This is a genomic window from Flavobacterium limnosediminis JC2902 (assembly GCF_000498535.1).
Taxonomy (GTDB): domain Bacteria; phylum Bacteroidota; class Bacteroidia; order Flavobacteriales; family Flavobacteriaceae; genus Flavobacterium; species Flavobacterium limnosediminis.
The window spans coordinates 280,683-306,529 of record NZ_AVGG01000001.1 but is presented as its reverse complement, the minus strand read 5'-3'; the positions used below and the strand labels follow the sequence as shown (position 1 = coordinate 306,529).

Here is a 25,847-nt window from a genome sequence, read left to right as displayed (position 1 = left end):
TTTAATTGTCTTTTTGAGTTGATAATGAAAACGGAAACGATTTTTGGGTAGTTCCTCTTTTTAAGTTCGGAGCACTACTCATTTTGAAGTAGAAAGTTCCTCCATTAAGTATTGTATTATGACTTATCCAATTATAGTCATAAGTTTTTCCATTCAGTTCAGATTGTTCGATGTATTTATTTGTATCGCTGTTATTTGGAGCTTTTATGATAAAATTTTTGCCATTATCTAAGTGTAAAGTTACTTTTTTGAAAAGAGGTGTTCCTAACACATATTGGTCGGTGGCAGGACAAACGGGATAAAACCCTAACGCTGAAAATACATACCAAGCGGAGGTTTGACCATTGTCTTCATCACCACAATATCCATCGGGAGTGGGTTTGTAAAGTTTGTTCATTGTTTCTCTTATCCAGAATTGCGTTTTCCAAGGCTGACCGGCATAATTATACAAATAGATCATATGTTGAATAGGCTGGTTTCCGTGAGCATATTGACCCATGTTGGCTAGTTGCATCTCCCTTATCTCATGGATGGTTTCGCCGTAATAAGAATTATCAAAAACAGGAGGCATGGTAAATACACTGTCTATTTTTTTTGCAAATTCATTATAACCACCCATCAGTTGTGCCAATCCATCAATGTCGTGAAATACACTCCACGTGTAATGCCAGCTGTTGCCTTCCGTAAATTCGTCTCCCCATTTAAAAGGGTTGAATGGGGAGTGGAAAGAACCGTCTTTGTTTTTTCCGCGCATCAACTTGGTTTCCGGGTCAAAAAGATGTTTGTAATTTAAACATCGGGTTTTGTATAGATCGATTTCTGCTTGTGGTTTGTGTAAAGCTTTAGCGAGTTGATATATTGTAAAATCGTCGTAAGCATATTCTAAAGTTCGTGCAGCACTTTCGTTAATGTTTACATCATAAGGCACATAACCTAATTTGTTGTAGTACTCAACGCCTTTTCTTCCCGTGGCTTGCGGGCCTTCATTATTGGCTCCGTGTAGTAAAGCTTCATACAACTTTTCGATATCATAACCTCTTAGCCCTTTAATATAAGCATCAGACACTACCGACGCTGAATTATTTCCAATCATTATGTCGCTGTATGAAGGACTGCTCCATTCAGGCAGCCAACCACCTTCTTTATAATCGTTTATTAACCCTTCTTGCATTTCTTTGTTGATAGAAGGATACATCAGATTCAAAAAAGGGTATAAGGCCCTGAAAGTATCCCAAAATCCGGTTCCGCCAAATCGATAACCCGGTAAAACCGTGCCTGTGTGCGGACTGTAATGTACTATTTCCCCTGAGGCATTTTTCTCATATAATTTCATCGGGAAAAATAAAGTGCGGTATAATGTTGAATAAAAAGTGCGCAAGTGGTCTATGTTGTCGCTTTCCACTTCTATCTTACTTAAAGTTTTGTTCCAGGTTTCTTTGGCTTTTTGTTTTACAGTGTCAAAGTTGTCCGAACCAATTTCTCGTAAATTAATTTCGGCTTGTTCAAAACTTATAAAGGATGAAGCAACTTTAGCGTGTACTTTTTCATTAGCTGAAAGCGACTTAAATTTAATGATTGCTCCAACATGACTTCCTGATAACTCTAAAACATCCATTTTTGTTTTATCGCTCCAAATGTTGGATTGTTCAAAAGGCTTGTCAAAAACAATAACAAAGTAGTTTTTGAAGTTGTTGAGTTTTCCTCTGGTGTAACGTGAACTGTATCCTATGATTTTATTTTCTGAAGGGATTATTTTGATGTAAGAACCTCTGTCAAAAGCATCAATAACCATATAGCCTTCATTCGTTTTAGGGAAAGTGAATCGAAAAGAAGCCGCTCTTTCGGTTGGGGTTAATTCAGTGGTGACATCATAATCGGCTAAGTAAACACTGTAGTAGTATGGCTTAGCAATTTCTGTTTTGTGACTGAACCAGCTGGCTCTTTCACCTTCTTCAAAAACAGGTTTTCCTACTACGGGCATTAAAGAAAATTGGCCGTAATCATTCATCCACGGTGAAGGCTGGTGGGTTTGCTTAAATCCTCTGATTTTTTGAGCGCTGTAGGTGTATTGCCATCCATCACCATTTTTTCCGGTTTGTGGTGTCCAGGCGTGCATACCCCAAGGTAATGCAATGGAAGGGTAGGTGTTTCCGTTGCTTAACTCATAACTGCTGTCTGTTCCCATTAGCGGATTAATCCATTCTACAGGGTCGGTCACTTTGATGGTGTTCTGAGACGAGGCAAAATTCAGTGATAGTAAAAACAGGAATGGTACTGTTTTTTTAAAAATACTGTAAGTCATAGGATTAAACAGTTTGGTTTACTTACAAATATAAGTTTTTTAAAAAAGTGAATCCTATTATTGATTTGGTATAAAAAAATCCCGAAGTCTAAACTTCGGGATTTTAATTTTTGATTGATGATTGTATTTATTCTTAAACGCCTAATTTCTTAGCGATTGTGGCAGGAACTGCTTTTTTGTGCAGCATGATAGCCGTTGCTTTGTATTTGGCGAATTCTTTACTCATGTACAAATACCCTTTGTAGTCGTTTGAGCTACCCCAAGAGTTTTTAACGATGTAGTATTCCTTGCCGTTTTGGTCTTTAGAAATTCCAACGATGTGCATACCGTGGTCATCTGTAGTAGTATAATTGTCGAAGGCTTTCTGACGCATTTCTTCAGTAACAGTCATTTCTTTTTTAGGACCATTAAACATATCCGCTTTTTCTTCGGCAGTCATGTCTTCTACTTTTTTCTCCGGAACAAAAGCTACTCCGTTTTTCCAGCTGAAGCTTTTCTCGCTTACATCACCAGCCCAAGCCACACTGTAACCATTTTTCAATGCGTTGTCGATGGTTTCGGTTAATTCATTCATTTTTACATTGTAAACCTGATCAAATGACCAGTTGTCCGGCACCATTAAAGTGAATTTTGTATAGTAAGGATATTCCTGTAACGATGAAATTTCAACATAATCATCGGCATTAATACCTACAACCTCTTTTGCAAAAGTTTCCGGAGTATAGGTTTTTCCATTGTATTGGAATGATTTTGGCGCCTGACCCAAATAAGAATCAATTACCGCAGTATAGGCTTTTTCCCAGTTCGGAGTCAATTCTCCGTTCGGATTGCTCACTACAGCTTTCAATAAGCCTTCTGTTAAAGCTGCCATTTCACCAAATTTATTTTTATCGGTACCATAGTTCAAACCGGTATATACCGATTGTGGAACCGCACCGTATTTTTTATACATGTTGATTACATCGTGAAAAGCACCACCGTCACCTAAAGCAACCGCACCGTGCATACGAACATAATTTCTTCCTTTTTCAATATAAGCGTTTCTTGCAGAGAAAATCTGAGACAATTCTACCGGTTTTTTACCCATACGGATCATTTCGGATTCCAGGAAAGAGTTGGCAGAATAACTCCAGCAAGTCCCTGATGAGCCTTGATTTTTAACCGAAGTGTTCTCGATGTTGATCACATCGGTAAATTTGAAAGATTCTTTACTTTTTTCGCTGGCATTGATTTTCAGTGAATTCACTAAATTGTCTTGTGCAAAGGCTGACGACATGCTCACGATCATTGAAGATGCTACAAGAAAAGGTTTAATAGGAATTGAAAACATAATTTTATTTTTTTGATTTATGCAATAAGTTGGTAAAATTAAAAATTGTTACAATTAAAAACTGATTTTAACAGCATTTTAGGTTTTAATTATGATATAAAATCCCTTCCTGAAATTCAAATCGGGAAGGGATATTTAAATCTGTTATAGCGTCTCTTTCAGCCACTTAAAGAATTCACGTTGCCAAACCAAAGCATTTTGCGGTTTCAATACCCAATGGTTTTCTTCCGGGAAAAGCATAAATCGGCTTTTGATTCCTTTAAGTTGTGCTGCCTGGAATGCCTCTTGTCCTTGTCCGATAGGCACTCGGTAATCTTTTCCGCCGTGAATAATTAAAATTGGCGTGTTCCAGTTGTTGACCATATTGATTGGGTTGAACTGAGAATAGGCTTTTTGTGCATCGGCATTGTCTTTTTCCCAATAGGCGCCTCCGTGGTCGAAGTTGTTAAAGAATACTTCTTCGGTTGTTCCATACATACTTTGCAGGTTGAAAACACCACAATGCGAGATGAAGGTTTTGAAACGGTTTTTATGGATTCCGGCCAGATAGAAAACGGAATACCCTCCGTAACTTGCTCCCACAGCGCCTAAACGTGTTTTGTCGACATACGATTCTTTGGCAACATCATCAATAGCTGAAAGGTAATCGTCCATTACCTGTCCGCCCCAATCCTTACTGATGTCTTCGTTCCATTTAACTCCGTGCCCTGGCATACCACGACGGTTTGGCGCTACTACGATATATCCCTGAGCCGCCATTGTCTGAAAATTCCAACGGAACGAATAGTATTGTGTTAAAGCACTTTGCGGTCCTCCCTGACAATATAATAAGGCAGGGTATTTTTTGTTTTTGTCGAAGTTCGGAGGAAGGATTACCCAAACCACCATTTTTTTACCGTCAGTAGTGGTAACGTATCTTTTTTCGGTTCTGCTTAAAGACAATTTGCTGTAAATTTCCGTATTTACGTTGGTGATTTGTGTCCAGGCTTTTTTCTTAAATTCATACGAATAGATTTCAGAAGCATGATTCATGTCGTTTCGTGCTACAATCACTTTTCCTTCGGTGAAACCAACAATTTCAGTTACGTCAAAATCACCGTTTGTAATCTGTTTTACGGTAATGGCAATTTTCGTCAGACCAGGAAAATTCACTTCGAAAAGTTGTTTGGTTCCGTCAACAGCCGCAACGAAATACACTTTCTTACCGTCTTCACTCCATTTGAAACTTTCAACAGTCCCGTCCCAAGCGGCAGTCAGGTTGATGTCCATTCCTTTGAAACGAACGATGATGTCATTTTTGTCCGCTTCATAACCGTCGCGTTTCATTTGTAACCATGTAAGATTTCCTGTAGGCGAGAATAAGGGGTGAGTATCGTAACCTAAATTGGATTCGGTTAAGTTTTTAGTGGTTTTGGTTTCGATGTTGTATTCATACAAATCGGTATTGGTACTGATGGCATACGCCGTTCCCGATTTCTTTTTGCAAACATAGACGATGCTTTTCCCGTCAGGCGACCATATATAATCTTCGTCACCACCATGAGGTTTTTGCGGTGTATCGAAAGCTTCTCCTTTCATGATATCCATCGGAATAGTCTTCTCATTATTCTCCGAAAAGAAAACATGGTTGTAGGTTCCGTCGTTCCAGGTGTCCCAATGACGGTAATTTAATCCGTCATATACCTGAGCATCCGCTTTTTTAAGTTCCGGATACAAATCTTTGCCCAGCACTTTTTCGACTTTTACTTCTTTGTGTGAAAGGGTGTGCTTTCCGTCAGGCGAAAGATTTTTATTTTTAACCAGTTCTTTGGTGTCTTCAATCTCGGTTGCTTTTCCTCCGTTAACCGGAATGGTGTAGAATTTCGAATTCGATTTGTTTTCCTCTACAGAAGGTGTGGAAACTTTGTAAACGATATTTTTTCCGTCTTTGGAAAGTCCGATAGGCGTCACACGGCCTAATTTCCATAATAGTTCAGGTGTCATTACATCCTGAGCCGAAGCTGATAATCCCATCATTCCAAGCGTTAAAATAAGGAGTTTTTTCATTGTTGTTGTTTTTGAAAGAAAGGCTAAAATTAATGATTTTATCGGTATTTCGGATTGATTTGATTTCAATTTACAAAAAAGCCCCGCAGATGCGAGGCCTTTCCATTTTTAAATAAGAAATTATTTTTTGATGAAACGTTTTGTTGTAACGTTGTCGTTGTTGGAAATTTCCAAAATATAGTTTCCGGATCCGATAGTTGAAATGTTAATCGAGCCTTGGTTGAACTTTCCGTTTAGCACCGTTTGCCCCATTAGATTGTATACTCTGAATGTTGCATTTTCAGAAACTTCTGTAGCATTTAGTACGTCAGTTGCAGGATTCGGATATAATTTAACAGCAGAAAGCGTGTTGATTGCTTCGGTTTCTCTCGCTGAAGAAGTTATATTTACCGTGTAATCTTCCACCTGGCCGTATGAGAAAGGCTCGCAGGAAGTCGGAACTCCGTTGTATTTCATCGAAACCCTCATCCTTGTTGCTCCTAAGGTTGCCGTGGTGGGAATGGTAAATGTTCCGCTCACCGGAGTGGTTTTGGAAGCGGTTTTACTCCACACTAATTCGCCGGCATCGGTGAAAACCCCATTTTGGTTGTAATCAATCCAAACTGCATATCCTTCTGAATAAATGGTGGATGTCCAGGTTGGGGTAATAGTAATTGTGTTTGAAGTTCCGCGTACTGCGTTTGTTGATAAAGAAGTGAAGTTCTCATATCCAGCAGTACCGGTAGAAGTATTGTTAATGGTTCCAAATACAACTTTACCAATTCTTTCATCAGAAGTATTGTTTCCTTGTGACGTACAGTAAGTGATGGATGTTGGTAGTGTGGTAACGTTCACGGCATTACTTGCCGCAGAAATGTTTCCGGCCGCATCTTTCGCTCTAACCGTGAAAGTATAGGCAGTTGCAGCGGTTAAACCAGTAACATTATAGGTTGTTGTTGCAACTGTGCCTAATAATGTTGTGCCCCTGTAAACATCGTATCCGGTTACGCCTACATTGTCCATAGAAGCGGTCCAGGATAAGTTGGTGGCGGTTTGTGTAGTTCCCGAAGCGGTCAGGTTCGTTGGCGCAGATGGAGCTGTTGTGTCAGATGATGATAACGTAGTTACATTCACCGTGTTGCTTGTAGCAGAGATGTTTCCGGCCGCGTCTTTTGCTCTAACGGAGAAAGTGTATGCTGTCGCAGCTGTTAAACCAGTAACATTATAAGTAGTTGTTGCAGCCGTACCTAATAATGTAGTTCCTTGGTAAACATCGTATCCAGTTACTCCTACATTATCGGTAGCAGTTGTCCAAGACAAGTTGGTTGTTGTTTGTGTAGTTCCGGAAGCAGCCAAGTTTGTTGGTGCCGAAGGAGCTGTTGTATCTGCCGTTCCTGATGTGATGGTGAAGTTGGTATTGGATACATCAAAGAAGATGTGGTTAGCTCCTTTAACCATGATTCGGTTTTGAGTTCCAGCCGTATTCGGTACAGTGATTGCCTGTGTACCGTCATTCGGCGTAGCTGCCAATAAAGTTGACCAGGTTGTTCCTCCATTGGTTGAAATCAAAATATCTACATTGGCGCAGTTCACGCCGTTTGCAGTTGTTCCTGCCACATTCCAGGTAACAGTCTGTGTTGAGCCTCCAACCCAGGAAACGGCTGTGTTAGGTGCGCTCACAGAAAAAGGTCCTGCAGTTCCGTTTACAGTAATAATCGCATCGTCACTGTTGTTTGCAGGGCCTCCTGCTCTGTTATCCCTTACGGTGAATCTGAAATTCAAGGTTCTGGCCACAGATGATAATGCTTCCACTGTGATTTCCGATCCGGAAGTTGTGGTTGCGCCCGCTAAAACTCTTGACATATTTGGGAAATATCTCGTTGTCGACGTGCTCGGAGCGTAAGATCTGAATGTAGGTCCGGAAGCTTTTGTAGCACTTGCTGCTGAACTAGCTCCTGTTTGTGAAGAAGTGGCATTGTCCATTTGTTCCCAAACATAGGTCAGTGCATCTCCGTTAGCATCCGTTCCCGTTCCTGTCAACATAAAGGGAGTGCTTTTTGGGATAGTATAGTCTGCACCGGCACCGGCAGTTGGAACAGTATTTCCCGTTGCGGTATTCGTTTGACAGGTCTTATTCTTAATATTATTGGTAATCTGTTGTATGCTTATCGCATGGAAGTAGGCATCGGAATGTGGCTGGACGTCCTGGCTGGTAATTCCGGCATAACTCATTATGGTCGAACCGCTTCCTGGCTCCATATTTGCGCCTGTTCCTTCATTACTCATCGAGAACGTGTGGTTGGCGCCAAACTGGTGTCCTAACTCATGTGCCACATAATCAATGTCGAAGTTATCTCCTGATGGAATTCCGTCTGCTGGAGAAGTATAACCGCTTCCTTTCTGACCGTTAACGCATACGCATCCGATGCAGCCTGCGTTTCCACCGCCTCCGGTAGCACCGAAAAGATGTCCGACATCATAATTCGCTTCACCAATAACCGAAGTTAAAGTCGATTGCAATTGCGAATTCCAATTGGACATGGAAGCTGCCGCCGAATAAGGATCTGTGGAAGCATTGGTGTAAATTACAGCATCATTATTAGCAATCAAATTCATGTGGACCCCGAAATCTTTTTCAAAAACACCGTTTACGCGTGTCATTGTGTTGTTGATTGCTGCCAAAGCCAGTGCCTTTGTACCACCAAAGTAAGTTGTATATTCGCCTGTAACCGACATCGCTAAACGGAAAGTTCGTAACATACTGTCATCAGCATTTGGTCTTAGTGTTTCACCCGAATTTGCGACAGCCGTTGTTGCCTCGTCTATCACAGTGCATTCAAAATGGGAAAGCGACCGGATTTTATCTGCCTTTTTAAAGACAGTGTAGGTTTTCAGATCCTGTGAATAAGGCTCGATGAAAACGGCGGATTGATCGGCTTTAATCTGCATGGTCTGTAAGCCCAACGGGGAAATACTAAAGTGAATGGTTGATGCGGGATTGTCGATTCCCTGACCCATATAGGATTTTATTTCCGGGAAACGCTGCGCTAAGCCTTGTTCCATGTTGGAAGATTCCAGGATACGGAAGCGCTCCATTTGGCCTTCAGCATTTGGGAAGGAAACAATTACAGTCGATTTTCCAGCGTCAATTCCTCTTTTGGGTGAATTAAGTAAAATGTTTTTTAATCCGTCGATATCCAAATCGAACAGATTTTTAGTAGGTAGTGTAGCTCCCCTTTCTGTGGTAATAATGTTACCTTTTTTTGAAGAAGCCTTCCAGAACGATCCCCCGCTTTGAGCGAAAGAAAAACTGGTAAATGCCAATAGGGCAATAGATAGTAGTCTGTACTTCATAGTTTTTTTGGGTGTTAATTGATAATAGATTTTCAATTTTTCTACGTAAATATATTTAACATTTTTATTAAATAAGCGAAATAATTTAACACATTTTAAATTTTAATCAAAAATTATACTTAATATATAAGAAAATAGCATCAATTTTAGAAGGCAAAATAATGCGAAAAGATTTTTTTGTTGCGAAATATGCATTCAGAGTAACTTTTTTGTAGTAAAAATTGCATAATTCGTAATTCTTTGTGTCTTAAATATTTAGCCGGCTTTCCTGCTTTTATTAAATAAAGAAAAGGCAGTTTCAAAAAATATGACTATTTTCACGGGCTAAAACTGATTTCAAAGTGAAAAGCAATAACAAACTCTTTATAGCGATTATTGTCGCGTTACTGTTTGGTGTGATCTTGGGAGGCATTGTTCATTACCAGTTTGCCGAATCCAAAGAGGTTTTCTCAAAAAATATAAAATTGTTTGGGACCATATTTATCCGAATGGTTCAAATGATTATTGCCCCATTGGTATTTACGACATTGGTGGTTGGGATTGCCAAAATGGGCGATATGAAAATGGTGGGCCGTGTCGGAGCAAAAGCAATGGGATGGTTTATATCCGCTTCTTTGGTTTCACTTCTATTGGGAATGGTGTTGGTGAATACCCTTGCGCCAGGAAAAGGAACCAATATTAAAATGGACGACGCGTCTTCGGCATCCGAATTGTTGGAGAAAACACAGTCCTTTTCATTGGATGAATTTGTAAAGCACGTGGTGCCCAAGAGTATTTTTGAATCGTTCGCCACCAATGAGATACTTCAGATTGTAATATTCTCCATTTTCTTCGGTATAGCATTGTCCTCTTTCAGTAAAAAAGAAGCAAAACCGATTTTAAAATTATTCGACCGTATTTCACATGTGGTTCTGAAAATGGTGACCTACATCATGTGGTTGGCCCCACTTGGGGTTTTTGGTGCTGTTGCAGCCGCTGTAGCCAGTTACGGATTTGAGATTTTCAGCCTGTATGCCAATTACCTTTTAGCGTTCGCTATCGGAATTATTGTGCTTTGGATAATCTTGCTTTTTGTGGGTTACCTGGTATTGGGTAATCGATTATGGACGTTGTTGAAACGAATCAAGAGTCCGTTACTGATAGCGTTTTCCACTACCAGTAGCGAGGCGGTATTCCCTAAAATGGTGGAAGAGTTGGAGCGTTTCGGTTGTCAGCCAAGAATTGTTTCGTTTACCTTGCCGCTTGGCTATTCGTTTAACCTTGACGGAAGTATGATGTATATGACCTTTGCCAGTATCTTTATAGCACAGGTATACGGAATCGATATGCCGTTGGACAAACAGTTGACCATGTTATTGGTGTTGATGCTGACCAGTAAAGGGGTTGCCGGTGTACCAAGGGCTTCCTTAATTGTAGTAGTGGCCACGTGTGCGATGTTCGGTATCCCGCCGGAAGGAATCGCACTTATTCTGCCGATTGATCATTTTTGTGATATGGCAAGAAGTATGACTAACGTACTTGGAAATGCGTTGGCAACCAGTGCGGTTGACAAATGGGAGACTAAATCAGAAAATTAATTATTAAAAAATATACTAATGAAAGAAGAGTTTCACTGGACCCAGTTGTTAAACCCTGAATTTTACATAAACCTTGAAATTGCCGGTCACCATATCGGAATTTATATTGTATTGTTTATAGTTTTTGCCGAAACAGGCTTGTTTGCCGGTTTCTTTTTGCCGGGAGACAGTTTGTTGTTTCTGTCGGGAATATACAGTGAAGTGCTGATGAAGGAATTGGTGGTCATTGAAAATGAGTTCACGAATGTGACTGTTTTGGCCACTTTGGTCGCTATTTCAGGAATCATCGGAAATATTGTAGGGTATTGGTTTGGCGCCAAGAGTGGTCATTTTTTATATTCTAAAGAAGATAATTTCTGGTTTAAAAAGAAATACCTTATTCAGTCGCGTTTGTTTTTTGAAAAACACGGAGGAAGAGCTATTATTTTTGCCCGTTTTTTACCCATCTTAAGGACATTTGCGCCTATTGTGGCCGGAATCGTTCAGATGCCAAAGAAAAAATTCATGTTTTATAATGTCATAAGTTCCTTCCTGTGGTCTTTTGTGCTGATTTTTGCCGGACATTACCTGTATACCTATTTATTGGAGCGAAATATCATCGACCTGAAGAAAAATATCGAATTGATTGTAGTCGGAATTATCGTTCTTTCAACGGCTCCGTTAGTAATCAATTCGATTAAAAATAAAATGAAAGCAAGAAAGTAGAAATCATGAATGTTAGCTATTGGGAACTGAAAAATTGGTTTACCAACGTTGATTATACGGTCGTTGGCAGCGGCATCGTGGGCCTTCATACGGCATTACGTCTTCGCGAACGTTTCCCTGACAGCAAAATTCTGATACTCGAAAAAGGTATTTTACCCGATGGTGCCAGTACTAAAAATGCCGGTTTTGCCTGTTTTGGGAGTTTGTCCGAAATCATAGAGGATTTACGAAATTACAGCGAGGAGGAAGTGATTCAGCTCATACAGAAACGTTGGAACGGATTGCAACTCTTGCGCAAACGCCTGGGTGATGCAACCCTCGATTTCAAACCTTACGGAGGCTACGAAATTTTTCTGAAGGAAGACGAAAGGACCTATGCCGAATGTCTTCAGAAAATGCCTTTCATCAACGAAATTCTGAAACCGCTTTTCAGAACCGATGTTTTCACCAAAGAAGTCGACCGATTCGATTTTAAGGGCATTCATGAGTATCTTATTTTTAATCCTTTTGAAGGGCAGCTCGATACGGGAAATATGATGCAGGCATTACTGAAAGAGACGATAGCGAATAATATCCTGATTTTAAACCAGCAAACTGTTAAGGAGTTTCACGATTCCGATAAGGGCGTTGAGGTTCATACCACCGATTTTACATTCACTTCCAAAAAAGTATTGTTTGCCACCAATGGTTTCGCAGATACACTAACCAATGGAGCGGTTCGTCCTGCACGGGCTCAGGTACTGATTACGGAACCGATTCCGAATCTCGATATCAAAGGTGCTTTTCATATCGACGGAGGGTATTATTATTTTAGAAATATAGGCGACCGGATCCTGTTTGGTGGCGGAAGAAATCTTGATTTTGAAGGAGAAGCCACATCCGAATTCGGCCTGACTGAAAAAATCCAAAACCGTTTGGAGCAATTACTTTCCGAAGTGATTTTACCAAATACACCCTATAAAATTGCTCACCGCTGGAGCGGAATCATGGGCTTGGGATCGCATAAAAAACCTATAGTTGAACAATTGTCCCCGAATGTGTATTGCGGCGTTCGCCTAGGTGGAATGGGCGTGGCCATCGGCAGTCTGGTGGGACAGGAATTAGCAGATTTAGTATAGATGGCAGCAAAGAAACCTGTAAGAAAAGAACCGGCTAAAGCAAAACAAAAAACTGAAAAACGCAGTGTGAGAAGAAGGATAGTTGTGTTTTTCTTCAAACTGTTTTTATGGCTTTTCGGGCTGTCGATCCTATCAGTAATCATCTTCAAATTCGTCCCGGTACCATTCACACCTTTAATGATTTCTCGTGCTTTGGAACAAAAGGAAGCCGGAAAAGAAATGACGTGCAGTCACGACTGGGTGCCGTTGGAAGATATTTCCATGAACCTCCAGAAAGCGGTTATCGCCAGTGAAGACGGAAATTTCCTTAGACACAACGGTTTCGATTTCAAAGCCCTGGCCAATGCTTATGAAAGTAATCAGAAAGGGAGAAAACTGAAAGGCGGAAGTACCATCTCGCAGCAGACGGCTAAAAATGTCTTTTTGTGGCAGGGCAGAAGTTACCTTCGCAAAGGATTGGAAGCCTATTTTACCGTTTTGATCGAATTGATCTGGGGCAAAGAACGGATCATGGAAGTCTATCTGAACAGTATCGAAATGGGAGACGGTGTTTACGGTGCTCAGGCGGCTTGCCAACATTGGTACCGAAAAGACGCCAAAAGTCTGACCAAATATGAAGCAGCCGGAATTGCGGCAATCTTGCCTAATCCGAGAAAATTTAAAGCTTCTAATTCTTCTTCCTATACCAACAGAAGAAAAGATAAAATTGTCCGCGTCATGCGCCATATCGGGAAAATTGATTACAATAAAAAGGAGTAGTGGGTTATTAGCAGAGGCATGAAATAATATTTTGTGACTATATTCGGAACATCAACTATCTAATGCTGGAATCTTAAAAGCAGTTTTCAAATAATTGTTCCCTTAAGTATATTTTTTACAAAGTGCTTCTTTTTAGGGAGCACTTTTTTTATCTTTAGGTAACATTTTTTAAGACAGTACGTCTAATTACCATAATCAAAAAACAAAACAATCATGCAGGCACACGAAATCGACTACCATATTTATGGTGAAGAAATGCAATATGTGGAAATAGAACTGGATCCGCAAGAAGTGGTAATTGCCGAAGCCGGCAGTTTCATGATGATGGACAACGGAATCAAAATGGAAACGATTTTCGGAGACGGTTCCGGAGAACAACAAGGGTTTTTAGGGAAATTAATGACGGCCGGAAAAAGGGTTTTAACAGGTGAAAGTCTGTTCATGACGGCGTATATCAATCAGGATGGCGGAAAACGAAAAGTGTCGTTCGCATCACCTTATCCGGGGAAAATTGTTCCGATTGACTTAACCAAATACCAAGGAAAATTCATCTGTCAGAAAGATTCGTTCCTGTGTGCCGCTAAAGGCGTTTCCGTGGGAATTGAATTCTCTCAGAAATTAGGCCGTGGATTATTCGGAGGAGAAGGGTTCATCATGCAGAAAATAGAAGGCGACGGAATGGCGTTCGTGCACTCGGGCGGAACTTTGGCACGCAAAGAACTGCAGGCAGGCGAAGTGTTAAAAGTAGACACCGGTTGTATCGTCGGGTTCACCAAAGATGTAGATTACGATATCGAATTCATCGGCGGAATCAAAAACTCTGTATTTGGTGGTGAAGGATTGTTTTATGCGACATTACGCGGACCCGGAATTGTGTACATACAGTCGTTACCTTTCAGTAGATTGGCAGACAGAATCATCGCATCGGCACCGAAAGCAGGCGGAAGCGGAAGAGAAGAAGGCAGTTTGCTTGGCGGATTGGGCAGAATGTTAGACGGAGACAATCGTTTTTAAGAATTTATAAATAACAAAAAAGCGTTCGCCTAGGCGAACGCTTTTTTGTTTAAAGCTGTTTTTCAGAATTACATTTTACCAGTTGGCAACGTCATAATCCCCATGTTATATAACGTAAACGCCTGCATGTCCACATTCTCCTGAATCGTGGCGGCTACCGATTTCCCGGCACCGTGACCCGCATTGATGTCGATACGAATTAACGTTGGATTCTCCCCGCTTTGCTTGTCCTGCAATTCGGCTGCAAACTTGAAACTGTGCGCCGGAACTACGCGGTCATCATGATCACCCGTAGTAACCATTGTCGCCGGATAATGAGTCCCCTTTTTAACATTGTGAACCGGAGAATACCCTTTGATGTAGTTAAACATCGCTGCCGATTCTTCAGAAGTTCCGTAATCATACGCCCAACCTGCTCCTGCGGTAAACGTATGGTAACGTAACATGTCCAAAACGCCCACAGCCGGTAAAGCTACTTTCATTAAATCGGGACGCTGTGTCATTGTTGCGCCAACCAACAATCCGCCATTCGATCCGCCTTTTATCGCTAAATAATCGGAAGAAGTGTATTTCTCTTTAATCAGATATTCCGCTGCGGCGATGAAATCGTCAAACACGTTTTGTTTCTGCATTTTTGTACCTGCATCATGCCATTTTTTACCGTATTCACCACCACCGCGTAAATTCGGAACCGCTAAAATACCGCCGTTTTCCATCCAAACCACGTTGGCAATGCTGAAAGACGGAGTCAGACTTACGTTAAAACCTCCGTAACCGTATAATGTGGTCGGGTTTTTACCATCAAGTTTCAGCCCTTTTTTATGAGTGATAATCATCGGGATTTTTGTTCCGTCTTTCGAAGTATAGAAAATCTGTTTGGAAACATAATTTTCACCGTTGAAATCCACTTTCGGTTTTTCGTAAACGGATGAACTTCCTGCCTTCGGTTCAAACGAATAGATAGTTCCCGGTGTGATATAATTGGTAAACGAATAATACAGTGTTTTTTCGTCTTTTTTTCCGCCAAAACCACCTGCCGTTCCAAGTCCTGGTAACGTGATTTCACGAACCAGTTTTCCTTTGTAATCGTATTGTTTTACCAATGAAACGGCATCTTTCATATAATTGGCAAAGAAATAACCGCTTCCTGTAGAAGGTGATAATACATTTTCAGTTTCGGGAATAAACGGTTTCCAGTTTTCCGGTTTCGGATTTGAAAAGTCTGTTGTTACGATTTTTTTATTCGGAGCTTTGTAATCCGTTACGATGAATAATTTTTTGCCTTCGTTTTCAATAATGTAACTCGAGGTGTTGAAGTTGTCCAGAATGGTGATAATCGGGCTGTTTTCTTTGGTCAGGTCTTTAATGTACAATTCGTTTCCGTAAGTGGAATTTGCAGCGGTAATTATCAGATAATTGTCATCTTCGGTAACACTTCCGCCTACGTATCTTCTTTTCTGATCTAATCCAAAAATTACCTTATCGTCTTTCTGAGCCGTTCCCAATTTGTGGAAATACAATTTATGCTGATCGGTTTTTGCCGAAAGCTCGCTTCCTTTAGGTTTGTCATAACTCGAATAATAGAAGCCTTCGTTGCCTTTCCAGGAAACCCCGCTGAATTTCACATCCACAATAGTGTCTTCCAGTATTTTCATCGAAAGGGCGTCCATGATAATCACTTTACGCCAGTCGCTTCCGCCTTCGGAAATCGCATAAGCCACTTTCGAACCGTCTTTGGAGAAATCCAATCCGCCCAATGAAGTGGTGCCGTCTTTGGAAAAGGTATTCGGGTCCAAGAAGATTTCTTCTTTTCCGGAAGCGTCTTTTCGGTACAAAACCGATTGATTCTGCAGTCCGTTATTTTTATAGTAATACGTAAATTTTCCTTCTTTGAAAGGCGCCGAAATTTTCTCGTAATTCCACAGTTTTTCCATGCGCGTTTTTATGGCATCACGATACGGAATCTGTTTCAGATACCCGTAAGTAACTTCGTTTTGCGCTTTGACCCACGCGCCGGTTTCCGCAGAACGGTCGTCTTCAAGCCAACGGTAAGGATCGTTTATTTTTGTACCGAAATAGGTGTCGGTATGTTCGATTTTCTTAGTCTCTGGATATTTTATTTCTCCCTTGCTTTTAGGTGCTTGTGCATTCATAGTAAAACTGCAAATTACTGCAGCAGCGGTTATTGTGTTTTTCATATGTTGTTTTTTAGTTTTCCAAATATAAGTATTCTGAAACTTCAAATTGTTAAAAAATACAAAATGCTTCCAATCTTCAAAATGCTGGAAGCTTCATTCGGAAATAATTAAAAATTAAAATTCAGCCCTAAAACGACATTTCTTCCGATATTCGGGATGCCGTCTGTTTTTAATCGGGACAGATGTGCAATGTAAGTTTTGTTCAGCAGATTGTTGGCATTAAGCGAAAGATCGAATTTGTTTTTTCCGATGTTTACGTTTCCGCCAAAGCCTAAATTCAGCAAAGTATAATCGTTTGATTTGGTTTCGAACGAACCGACGTTATTCTGATTCAAAATGTAATCCACGTTAAGCAAGGCATATCCATTTTTAAACCACTGCTGAATATCGAATTCGGTTCTAATGGTGTTTGAAAATTTATTTGCCGGAATCAGTGGAAGATAGTCACCGTTACTTTTTTTACCTGTTACGCTTTCAAAACTGGATACGAAATGCAGCCAATCCAACGGATGCGGGTGATAGTGAATGCCAATTTCTCCTCCGTAAAGCGCCGCGTCGTCTTGAACGTAGTCATACACGTCGTTACCGTCGATGGTATTTCCCGTGGGGGAAAGAAAAATATAGTCGTTGATATGATTGTAAAAGCCATTGGCGAAAAACTCAAAATGTGCGTTACCGTATTCCAGATTTATATCGGTTTGGAGGTTCTGTTCGTTTTTTAAATCTGCGTTTCCGATTTCATAACGGTTGCTGCCTTCATGTACGCCGTTGGAAGTCAGCTCTGCTAAATTCGGAGCGCGGAATCCGGTGGCAATGTTCGCGCGAAGCGTCAGATTTTGAAGCAATTTTGTTTTGTATCCCAACGAAGTATTGAAACTTTCGAACGTTTTGTCAAGGGCTTCAAAATAACCTTCTTCGTCGATAACTCCGTGTGTTTCCGAGTTTATCTTTCTTGCATCGTAACGGATTCCGGCCTGAAAAGTATGCGATTTCCATTCGTAATTAGAAGTCAGTAAAACCCCTATATCGTTGGTGGTAGCATCGGGAATCAACAATTCCTCTCCATTGTTTTCATTGGTCTGATGCAATCCCTGAACGCCTAATATGGTTTCCAGATTTCCGGATTTAGGCAGATAGTACTTTACGTTGTAACTCGCCGTTTTCAGTTTCATGTGCAGCGCCACTTCATCTGCTGCTTCCAGTTCTTTTCGGTTGTTGTAAGTGTAACCCAAATCGGCTTCCAGTTTTGAATTTCTAAGGAAAAATTTCTGATGTAAACTCAGCATATGATTGTCGATGTCCTGTTTCGGATATAAGGGTGTTCGGAAATGTTCCGGCGTGATGTCTTCTTCGGGTAAACCGATGTTCAGATTGTTGTAATTGTATCGGAATTCCGAATTGTAATAGGTGTTGGCATAACCGAGGCCGATTTTATAATCCTTTTCGATAAAACGCGTGTTGATGACTTTTTCTCCGGACGGAATTTCATAATCGGCATGCGTGGAATAACTTCCTCTGGTCAGGAATTTCCAATTATCGGAAGACGATTTGATACCTAAAGTAGTATTGCTTCCTCTTGTATTGGAAAATAACTTCTGATTGAAATTTCCGGAAAATGTATTGGTTTTGGCGAATTTCTCGGGATTAAAATACAACACACCACCCAACGCATCGGAACCGTAAAGCAAGGAGGCAGGACCTTTGATGACTTCAACGCTTTCTACGCCTGCATCGCTCATACCCAGACCGTGTTCTTCGCCAAATTGTTGGTTTTCCATACGGATGCCTTGCGAATACACCAAAACACGATTCCCGCTTAAACCACGAATCACCGGTTTTCCGATGGAAGTCCCCGTAGAAATCTGGGAAACACCGGGAATGGTGGACAGACCTTCGACTAATGTCGTCGCGCCTTTTTGTTGCAGTTGTTTAACCGATTGGTGTTCGACTTTCATTACGTTTTGCGACTGTACTTTGTTAAAAACGGTGGAAACAATCATCTCGTCCATGTGGGTTGCCGTTTCTTCCAAGGTAATATTTAAGGTAGCTTCTTTCTGATTGAGGCTGATAGTCATCGTTTTATTAGCATAGCCGATGGAGGAAAAAGTAAGACTGAAATTTCCGTTGGGTAAATCGTTAAAAATATACCTTCCGATGCTGTCGGAAATGGTTTCCCTGTGCAGTTCCGGAATAGCAACCGTTACACTTTCAATGGGTTTGTTATGATGGTCTGAAATAGTGCCATTGAGGGCGTTTTGCCCGAAAGCAAGTATCGAAAACCCTATAAAAAGGGCTGTTAAAAAGGATTTCATATAATTTGAATTGAATTATTGTATAAGAATTTGTGCCGAATAGTTTCGACGAAAAATTAATTATCCAATAAAACAAGGAGGTCCCCGAAGCGGAATGAAACTGCCCGAAAAGACAATGGGTTTTTCAGAAATTGCAAAAGGACGGCTTTCGGTTTCAACAATTTTTATAAAGTCGAAAGAGAAAAGTTGAGTCGGAATGTAATTGCTGATGGAAAACTCACAGGTAAAACAATCGTCAAATTCGTGATGACTGTGTGAGAATTCGGTTTTGGATGAGTTGTATTTGTGGTCGCAGTGTTCTTCGGTGAACTGCTTTGCCAAATGCTCGTAGGAATGCGCTGATTGAAACAATATTGCGAACAATAATGCAATCAGTAAAGAAAGGCTGAAATGTTGCAGTTTCTTATTCATTCCGCACAAAGATAAGAAACACAAAAGAAAAATCCGTTTAACTTTTACGCTAAACGGATTTCAGTATGATTTTGAACCAGAATTAAACCAGTTTGTTTTCCACTAAGTATTCGGCAATTTGAATTGTATTTGTTGCTGCGCCTTTTCGTAAGTTGTCTGCAACAATCCACATGTTTAAGGAGTTTGCCTGACTTTCGTCACGACGAATTCTACCTACAAAAACATCGTCTTTTCCTTGTGCATACAACGGCATTGGATAAGTATAGGTGTCGTTGTTGTCCTGAACCGTAATTCCTGGCGTATTGTGTAAGATAGAGCGCACTTCGTTAATATCGAAATCATTGGAAAATTCGATGTTAACTGCTTCACTGTGCCCACCCACTACCGGAATTCTAACGGCTGTAGCGGTAACATTAATGCTGTCATCACCGATGATTTTTTTGGTTTCACGCGTCAGTTTCATTTCTTCTTTAGTGTATCCGTTGTCTTCAAAAACGTCGCACTGTGGAATCGCGTTACGGTGAATTTGATATTTGTACGCCATTTCCCCCTTGGTTCCGGCATATTCGTTTTCCAATTGCTGTACCGCTTTTACACCCGTTCCGGTAATGGATTGGTAGGTAGAAACGATAACGCGTTTGATGTTATATTTTTTGTGTAGCGGAGCCAAGGCCATAACCATCTGAATGGTAGAACAGTTTGGATTCGCGATAATTTTATCTTCTTTCGTTAATTCAGAAGCATTGATTTCCGGAACAACCAGTTTTTTAGTCGGATCCATTCTCCAAGCCGAAGAATTATCGATAACCGTTGTGCCTGCTTCGGCAAATTTTGGAGCCCAAGTAAGTGAAGTCTCACCACCAGCAGAGAAAAGTGCAATATCTGCTTTCATGTCAACTGCAGTTTGCATACCCACCACCTTATACTTCTTTCCCTTGAATTCAATTTCTTTTCCAACAGATCTTTCTGAGGCTACAGGAATTAATTCGGTGATCGGGAAGTTTCTTTCCGCTAAAACCTGAAGCATTACTTCGCCCACCATTCCGGTGGCACCTACAACAGCTACTTTCATTTTACGTATTGATTTTTAGTGTGTTATTACAAAGTGCAAAAGTAGAAAATAAAGATGTTAAAAAGTGATAAGGAAAAAATATCACAAGAATTTTTTTTCAAATAAAAAAACCGTCGGTTAAGACGGTTTAGGTTAGAATATGTAAATGTAGCGGATTATTTTTTCAGTAAATCGCGGATTTCTCCTAATAATTCTTCCTGAGTAGGGCCTGTTGGCGCCGGCGCCGGAGCTGGTTTTTTCATGTGGTTTATTGCTTTGATAATCAAAAACATAACGAAAGCAACGATAATAAAATCGATTAAGGCGGTAATGAAAGCTCCCCATTGAATGGCTACTTCCGCAACGGCCGGAGTGATAACCGTTCCCGCGGCATCTTTGATTTCGGCGACCCCATCCTTAATGACAATTTTCTGATCGTTGAGGTCAATGCCTCCCATTATGATTCCGACAATCGGTGCAAACATTTTTTCAACGAACGCGGTTACCACTTTACCAAAAGCGCCTCCCATAACAAATGCGATTGCCATGTCAACCAGGTTGCCTTTCATGGCAAACTCTTTAAATTCCGAAATAAATCCCATAGAATATGATTTTAGTTAAAATGCGATTGTGACTAAATTAGTGAAATTTAGATTACATTTTAATATCTGAATCAGAAAAATACTTTATTCCTTATAAAAAACACGTTTCACCCGATGCGAAATGCTGGTTAAGATCTCATACGGAATCGTACCCACAACTGCTGCCAATTCGGTAACACGGGGCGATTTTCCGAAGACAATCACGGTGTCGCCTTCCCGGCAGTCAATGTCGGTCACATCAATCATTAACATGTCCATGCAAATGTTGCCGACAATACGGGCTTTCTGCTGGTTGATTACCACGTAGCCTCTTTCGTTGCCCCAACTTCTCGGAATGCCGTCTGCATAACCAATAGGGATTGTGGCGGTTCGGGTAGGTTTCGTAGCCATGAATTTCCTGCTGTAGCCAACACTTTCTCCTACGGCAACATCTTTTATCTGAAGAATAATGGTCTTTAGTGTGCCGATATTTTCCAAGTGTTTCATTTCTTCCGGATCGTTGCCAACGCCATACAATCCAATGCCCAAGCGCACCATGTCAAATTGATATTCCGAAAAATTATAAATTCCGGAAGTGTTCAAAATATGACGAATTGGCCTTATGCTTAATTCCGACATTATTTTTTGTGACATCGAATCAAATGTGCGTATTTGAAACAAGGTAAAATCTTTATACTGTAATTCATCACTTGCTGAAAAATGCGAGAAAATACTTTTTACAGAAATCAGATTGTTGTTTCTTAACAAGCCAATAAGTTCGTCCAAATCTTTTTCTTCAAAACCCAGACGATGCATGCCGGTGTCGAGTTTCAAATGAATCGGATAATCGGATAAGTTTTTCTGTTGCGCCAGAAAGATGAATTTTCTTAAAACGGAAGCCGAATAGATTTCCGGTTCCAGATTGTAGGCTACCATGGCGGAAAAAGCCGTGTTTTCGGGATTCATCACGATAATCGGAATGGTGATTCCGGCGTTTCGGAGCGCAATGCCTTCATCGGCGAAAGCCACACCCAAATAATCCACCTTGTGATGTGCCAATAATTTCGCAATTTCAAAACTACCACTACCGTAACCGAACGCTTTCACCATTGCCATCATTTTAGTGGTGGGTTTTAGCTTCGATTTGTAATAATTCAGATTGTGACTGATGGCATTCAGATTGATTTCTAAAACGGTTTCATGGGTTTTCTCCTCTAGTACCACCACGATTTCCTCAAACTGAAAACTGCGCGCACCTTTAATCAAAATCGTTTCGTTAGAGAAATGGGAACTGTTGAACTGCGATAAAAAATCGTGCGTTGTGGCAAACGAAATGAAATTTGGATAGTCTTTTAAATGTGCTCCGATACCTTCACCAATCCCTATTACGGTATCTATTTTATTGTGTGTCAGTAATCGGAATACTTTCGCATACAATTCTTCAACGGGAAATCCGCTCTGAAAAATATCGGAAAGGATGACCGTTTTCTTTTTATGTGTTTTGTGTTGCTCCAGAAAATCCAGTGCAATTTTCAGTGACTGGTAATCGGAGCTGTAACTGTCGTCAATAATCGTGCAGTTGTTGATGCCATTTTTCACCTGCAAACGCATTTCCACCGGATACAGATTGGCGATGCGTTCCTGTATCGTTTTTTGGTCGTAGCCGAAATGCAGCAAAACCATCAGACAGGTAATAGCGTTTTCTTCGGAGGCTTTGTCGTGAAACGGGATTTCCACCGAAAAATGGTTGTCTTTCTGTTTAATTTCCAGGGTTGAACTTCCTTTTTTCGAAATTAAAACATCGGCAGAAGTATCCTCATAACTCCAGGTAAACGTCTTAACGGGAGTAGGTAAAAGCGTCTCTATTTTTTCGTTTTTCTGCAGAATTACAACTTCGGCATGTTGAAATAGTTTGAGTTTTTCAGTGATTTTTTCCTCTTCGGATGCAAAACCTTCGTTATGAGCCGAGCCGATGTTGGTCAGCACCCCAAGTGTAGGCTGAATGATTTTCTCCAGTTTTTCCATTTCGCCCACCAGGGAAATACCGGCTTCGAAAATGCCGAAGTTGTGTCGTTCGTTAATCCCGATAACCGAAAGCGGAACCCCAACCTGTGAGTTATAACTTTTCGGACTTCGGATGACGTTGTATTCGGGACTCAACAGGAAATTCAGCCATTCTTTTACGATGGTTTTTCCGTTGCTGCCCGTGATTCCGATAATCGGAAAATCGAATTGTTTTCGGTAAAAAGCGGCAAATTGCTGTAAGGCTTCGAGCGTATTTTGCACCGCAAGAAAATTGGCTTTGTGGGCCAGTTTTTCGGGTATATGACTCACCACAAAATGCTGAACGCCGGAATCAATCAGCTCCGGAATGTACTGATGGCCGTCGTGATTGTGTCCTATCAGCGCAAAAAACAGGGTGGTATTGTTATTTTGTAACGAACGGCTGTCGATGGAAACGTTGTCAATCAGGCAGGCTTCGTCAACCCCTAACCATTTGGCGTGAATGACCGGGACGATATTGTGAAGGGATAAACTCAAAATTTATTCTTGCTTTTTTAATTTGTCAGAATCTTTTACTTCGTTTTCGTGCGCTTCTCTCATCGCATTGAAATAAGCGGCGCGGCTTAACGGTTCGTATTCTTCGGTTTCGCCTAACATTACTAATTTGTCGTTATTGGCTTTCCTGAAACTGAAGTGGGCTAAGTTTCCGGTGCGGGTACATACGGCGTGTACTTTGGTTACATATTCGGCCGTAGCCATAAGGGCTGGCATGGGTCCGAACGGGTTGCCTTTAAAATCCATGTCCAAACCGGCTACGATTACGCGAACTCCGGAATTGGCCAGATCATTGCAAACGGTTACAATCTCATCGTCAAAAAACTGAGCCTCGTCAATACCGATTACGTCACAACCATCGGCTAGAATGCGGATGTTGGCAGCGGCAGGAACGGGAGTGGAACGGATTTCGTTGGAATCATGAGAAACCACCATTTCGTCATGATAGCGCGTATCGATCGTGGGTTTGAAAATTTCCACCCTTTGTTTTGCAAATTGCGCTCTTTTCAGACGACGGATCAGTTCTTCGGTTTTTCCCGAAAACATCGAGCCGCAGATGACTTCAATCCACCCGAATTGTTCTTTATGATTTACTGTATTTTCGAGAAACATTTTGTAATTTTCAGACGTAACAGAAAAATTTCTGTTTAGATTTGTAACTGAAACAAACCGACATAATTTTTTCTATTTTTAGATTGTTTCAAAAGTAGAAAAAATTATCAAAGGTTCTTTCTTTCCTGCGGCAAAATAAACGTTAGAGAAAAAATATCAAAAAAGAATTGCTTTACTCCATATAAATTCAAAAGTTATGAAGAAAAAATTAGAAGCCGAATTAATCAGTATCGCACACCGAATCCTGAAAATGAAGAACAGGGAGGATGTGGTTCAGTTGCATCAGGAAGCTCAGAAATTATATGAAAAATTATCGATTCTTCGCTTTTATGAAGAAAACATCGCAGCACTGAAACCTACGCTGACACAAGAAGCATTGGAGGAAAAAATGGAGCAGGCGTATGAAGCGAAAGTTGAGGTAGTTCCGGAGGTAAAGGCTGAAGTGAAAACGGAAGAAACCGCTGAAGAAGTTGTAGCTGTTGCTGAAGTTGTTGACGAAATTCCGGCGGAAGAGGAAAAAATAGTCATCGGGCAAATCACCATTGATGAGGATGAAATGGATGAGGAGGAAGTTGTGGCTGAAGCCGAAGAAGAACCCGTAATAGAAGAGGAAGAAGAACTTACGGAAGAAGAAACTCCTGTTGCAGTTGCAGAAGAACCGAAAGAAGAACCTGAAACGCTTCTTTTTGAGCCAGTAGCAGAAGAAGTTCTGGCAGAAGTGAAAGAAGAGAAAAAAGCCGAACCGAAACAAATCACGTTTGATGATTTATTGGGGAATACCTATACAGAACCCGAGTTTGTTAAGGTAAATGACGTTCCGAAGGAAGTGGAAATGGCCACAGAGAGCACTTTCGAAAAAGTGGCCGAAGTTTTGGAGGCGCCGGTAAAAAAAGAGGTTTTGGTTGACGAAAGTCCGGCCAGACGTCCTTTGGAAACCATCCGAAAGGAGATCGAAGCCGAGAAAGCCGAATACAAAGCTTTGTCGCTGAACGATAAATTCAACAAAACAATTACCCTTAGCCTTAACGATCGCATTGCTTTCGAAAAGCATCTTTTTGGCGGAAGTGGTGAAGATTTAAACCGCGTTTTGTCACAGTTAAATACCTTCAATACGTTGGAGGAAGCCAAAAGTTTTATAGACGATCTGGTAAAACCGGATTACAACGACTGGGCAGGGAAAGACGAATACAGTTCGCGTTTTATGGAATTGGTAGAGAAAAAATTCGCCTAAATGGGAAAGTTGTATTTAGTGCCGACGCCTATCGGGAATCTTGACGACATGACTTTTCGAGCGATAAAAGTCCTGAAGGAAGTCGACCTGATTTTGGCTGAAGACACCCGAAACAGTGGAAAACTGCTCAAGCATTTCGAGATTGCCACGCACATGCAGAGCCATCACATGCACAACGAACACAAAACGGTGGAGAACATCGTGAAACGTTTGCAAACCGGTGAAAATATCGCTTTGATTTCCGATGCGGGAACCCCAGCCATTTCCGATCCCGGATTCTTGCTGACAAGAGCCTGCGTGGAAAACGGCGTGGAAGTGGAATGTCTGCCCGGAGCCACCGCTTTCGTACCAGCTTTGGTGAACAGCGGTTTGCCGAATGATAAGTTTGTTTTCGAAGGTTTTTTACCGGATAAAAAAGGACGTCAGACGCGTTATTTGGCTTTAGCCGATGAAACCCGAACGATGATTTTATACGTTTCACCACACAAATTAGTCAAAACCTTAGCGGAATTTATTCAGTATTTCGGTGCCGACAGACAAGTTTCAGTATCAAGGGAATTATCAAAATTACACGAGGAAACCGTTCGCGGTACAGCGGAAGAAGTCCTGAAGCACTTCGAAGCCAAACCACCGAAAGGGGAAATAGTGGTGATTGTGGGCGGGAAATCTGTTAAATAAAATCTTTTCTAAATTCTAAATTCCAAATTT

18 protein-coding genes are annotated in these 25,847 nt (G+C 41.0%); 7 read left to right on the top strand and 11 right to left on the bottom strand.

Annotated elements, in window-relative coordinates; genetic code table 11:
* Position 1: 1 nt before the first annotated feature.
* The 4 genes from FLJC2902T_RS01375 to FLJC2902T_RS01360 all read right to left on the bottom strand — a co-directional run bounded on the left by FLJC2902T_RS01375 (position 2) and on the right by FLJC2902T_RS01360 (position 9,011).
* Positions 2 to 2,302 carry a GH92 family glycosyl hydrolase gene (locus FLJC2902T_RS01375; protein WP_023577993.1) on the bottom strand — a complete coding sequence of 767 codons (2,301 nt, stop codon included), beginning with the start codon at positions 2,300 to 2,302 and terminating at the stop codon, positions 2 to 4.
* Between the two features lie 133 nt (positions 2,303 to 2,435).
* Complete coding sequence (locus tag FLJC2902T_RS01370) at positions 2,436 to 3,590, bottom strand: C1 family peptidase (protein WP_394331682.1); 1,155 nt, start codon at positions 3,588 to 3,590, stop codon at positions 2,436 to 2,438.
* Between the two features lie 186 nt (positions 3,591 to 3,776).
* Positions 3,777 to 5,678, bottom strand: a complete 1,902-nt coding sequence (locus FLJC2902T_RS01365) for a S9 family peptidase (RefSeq protein ID WP_023577991.1) — start codon at positions 5,676 to 5,678, stop codon at positions 3,777 to 3,779.
* Positions 5,679 to 5,798: 120 nt separating this feature from the next.
* Entirely contained in the window at positions 5,799 to 9,011 is a 3,213-nt protein-coding gene (locus FLJC2902T_RS01360) for a reprolysin-like metallopeptidase (RefSeq protein ID WP_023577990.1), read from the bottom strand.
* A gap of 341 nt (positions 9,012 to 9,352) precedes the next feature.
* On the opposite strand from FLJC2902T_RS01360, the gene FLJC2902T_RS01355 reads away from it, so the two are divergent.
* The 5 genes from FLJC2902T_RS01355 (at position 9,353) to FLJC2902T_RS01335 (ending at position 14,184) form a co-directional block, all read left to right on the top strand.
* Positions 9,353 to 10,588 carry a dicarboxylate/amino acid:cation symporter gene (locus FLJC2902T_RS01355; RefSeq protein WP_023577989.1) on the top strand — a complete coding sequence of 412 codons (1,236 nt, stop codon included), beginning with the start codon at positions 9,353 to 9,355 and terminating at the stop codon, positions 10,586 to 10,588.
* Between the two features lie 18 nt (positions 10,589 to 10,606).
* The gene (locus tag FLJC2902T_RS01350; protein ID WP_023577988.1) at positions 10,607 to 11,293 is read left to right on the top strand and encodes a DedA family protein; all 687 of its coding nucleotides are present in this window, start codon (positions 10,607 to 10,609) and stop codon (positions 11,291 to 11,293) included.
* A 5-nt stretch (positions 11,294 to 11,298) separates the two neighbouring features.
* Positions 11,299 to 12,411 (top strand): NAD(P)/FAD-dependent oxidoreductase, encoded by a 1,113-nt coding sequence (locus FLJC2902T_RS01345; RefSeq protein WP_023577987.1) that lies wholly within the window; start codon positions 11,299 to 11,301, stop codon positions 12,409 to 12,411.
* Entirely contained in the window at positions 12,412 to 13,170 is a 759-nt protein-coding gene (gene mtgA / locus FLJC2902T_RS01340; protein ID WP_023577986.1) for a monofunctional biosynthetic peptidoglycan transglycosylase, read from the top strand. It begins immediately after the preceding gene.
* Between the two features lie 213 nt (positions 13,171 to 13,383).
* Positions 13,384 to 14,184 (top strand): TIGR00266 family protein, encoded by an 801-nt coding sequence (locus tag FLJC2902T_RS01335; protein ID WP_023577985.1) that lies wholly within the window; start codon positions 13,384 to 13,386, stop codon positions 14,182 to 14,184.
* Between the two features lie 68 nt (positions 14,185 to 14,252).
* On the opposite strand, the gene FLJC2902T_RS01330 is transcribed toward FLJC2902T_RS01335, so the two are convergent.
* The 7 genes from FLJC2902T_RS01330 to FLJC2902T_RS01300 form a co-directional block, all read right to left on the bottom strand.
* On the bottom strand, positions 14,253 to 16,337 hold the full coding sequence (locus tag FLJC2902T_RS01330) for a prolyl oligopeptidase family serine peptidase (protein ID WP_051364226.1): 2,085 nt from the start codon (positions 16,335 to 16,337) through the stop codon (positions 14,253 to 14,255).
* 152 nt (positions 16,338 to 16,489) lie between these two features.
* Entirely contained in the window at positions 16,490 to 18,694 is a 2,205-nt protein-coding gene (locus FLJC2902T_RS01325; protein WP_023577983.1) for a TonB-dependent receptor, read from the bottom strand.
* A 60-nt stretch (positions 18,695 to 18,754) separates the two neighbouring features.
* Positions 18,755 to 19,105, bottom strand: a complete 351-nt coding sequence (locus tag FLJC2902T_RS01320) for a hypothetical protein (protein WP_023577982.1) — start codon at positions 19,103 to 19,105, stop codon at positions 18,755 to 18,757.
* 82 nt (positions 19,106 to 19,187) lie between these two features.
* A complete protein-coding gene (locus FLJC2902T_RS01315; protein ID WP_023577981.1) occupies positions 19,188 to 20,177 on the bottom strand; it encodes an aspartate-semialdehyde dehydrogenase in 990 nt (329 codons plus the stop codon).
* Between the two features lie 155 nt (positions 20,178 to 20,332).
* Positions 20,333 to 20,758 carry a large conductance mechanosensitive channel protein MscL gene (gene mscL / locus FLJC2902T_RS01310; RefSeq protein ID WP_023577980.1) on the bottom strand — a complete coding sequence of 142 codons (426 nt, stop codon included), beginning with the start codon at positions 20,756 to 20,758 and terminating at the stop codon, positions 20,333 to 20,335.
* An 84-nt stretch (positions 20,759 to 20,842) separates the two neighbouring features.
* The gene (locus FLJC2902T_RS01305) at positions 20,843 to 23,278 is read right to left on the bottom strand and encodes a bifunctional UDP-N-acetylmuramoyl-tripeptide:D-alanyl-D-alanine ligase/alanine racemase (RefSeq protein WP_023577979.1); all 2,436 of its coding nucleotides are present in this window, start codon (positions 23,276 to 23,278) and stop codon (positions 20,843 to 20,845) included.
* A gap of 3 nt (positions 23,279 to 23,281) precedes the next feature.
* Positions 23,282 to 23,908, bottom strand: coding sequence for a thymidine kinase (locus FLJC2902T_RS01300; RefSeq protein WP_023577978.1), 627 nt, complete (start codon positions 23,906 to 23,908; stop codon positions 23,282 to 23,284).
* Between the two features lie 196 nt (positions 23,909 to 24,104).
* Between FLJC2902T_RS01300 and FLJC2902T_RS01295 the strand changes: the two genes are divergently transcribed.
* Together FLJC2902T_RS01295 and rsmI are read left to right on the top strand one after the other, a co-directional pair.
* Complete coding sequence (locus FLJC2902T_RS01295) at positions 24,105 to 25,139, top strand: hypothetical protein (RefSeq protein ID WP_023577977.1); 1,035 nt, start codon at positions 24,105 to 24,107, stop codon at positions 25,137 to 25,139.
* Positions 25,140 to 25,817, top strand: coding sequence for a 16S rRNA (cytidine(1402)-2'-O)-methyltransferase (gene rsmI / locus FLJC2902T_RS01290; protein WP_023577976.1), 678 nt, complete (start codon positions 25,140 to 25,142; stop codon positions 25,815 to 25,817). It begins immediately after the preceding gene.
* Positions 25,818 to 25,847: the final 30 nt, after the last annotated feature.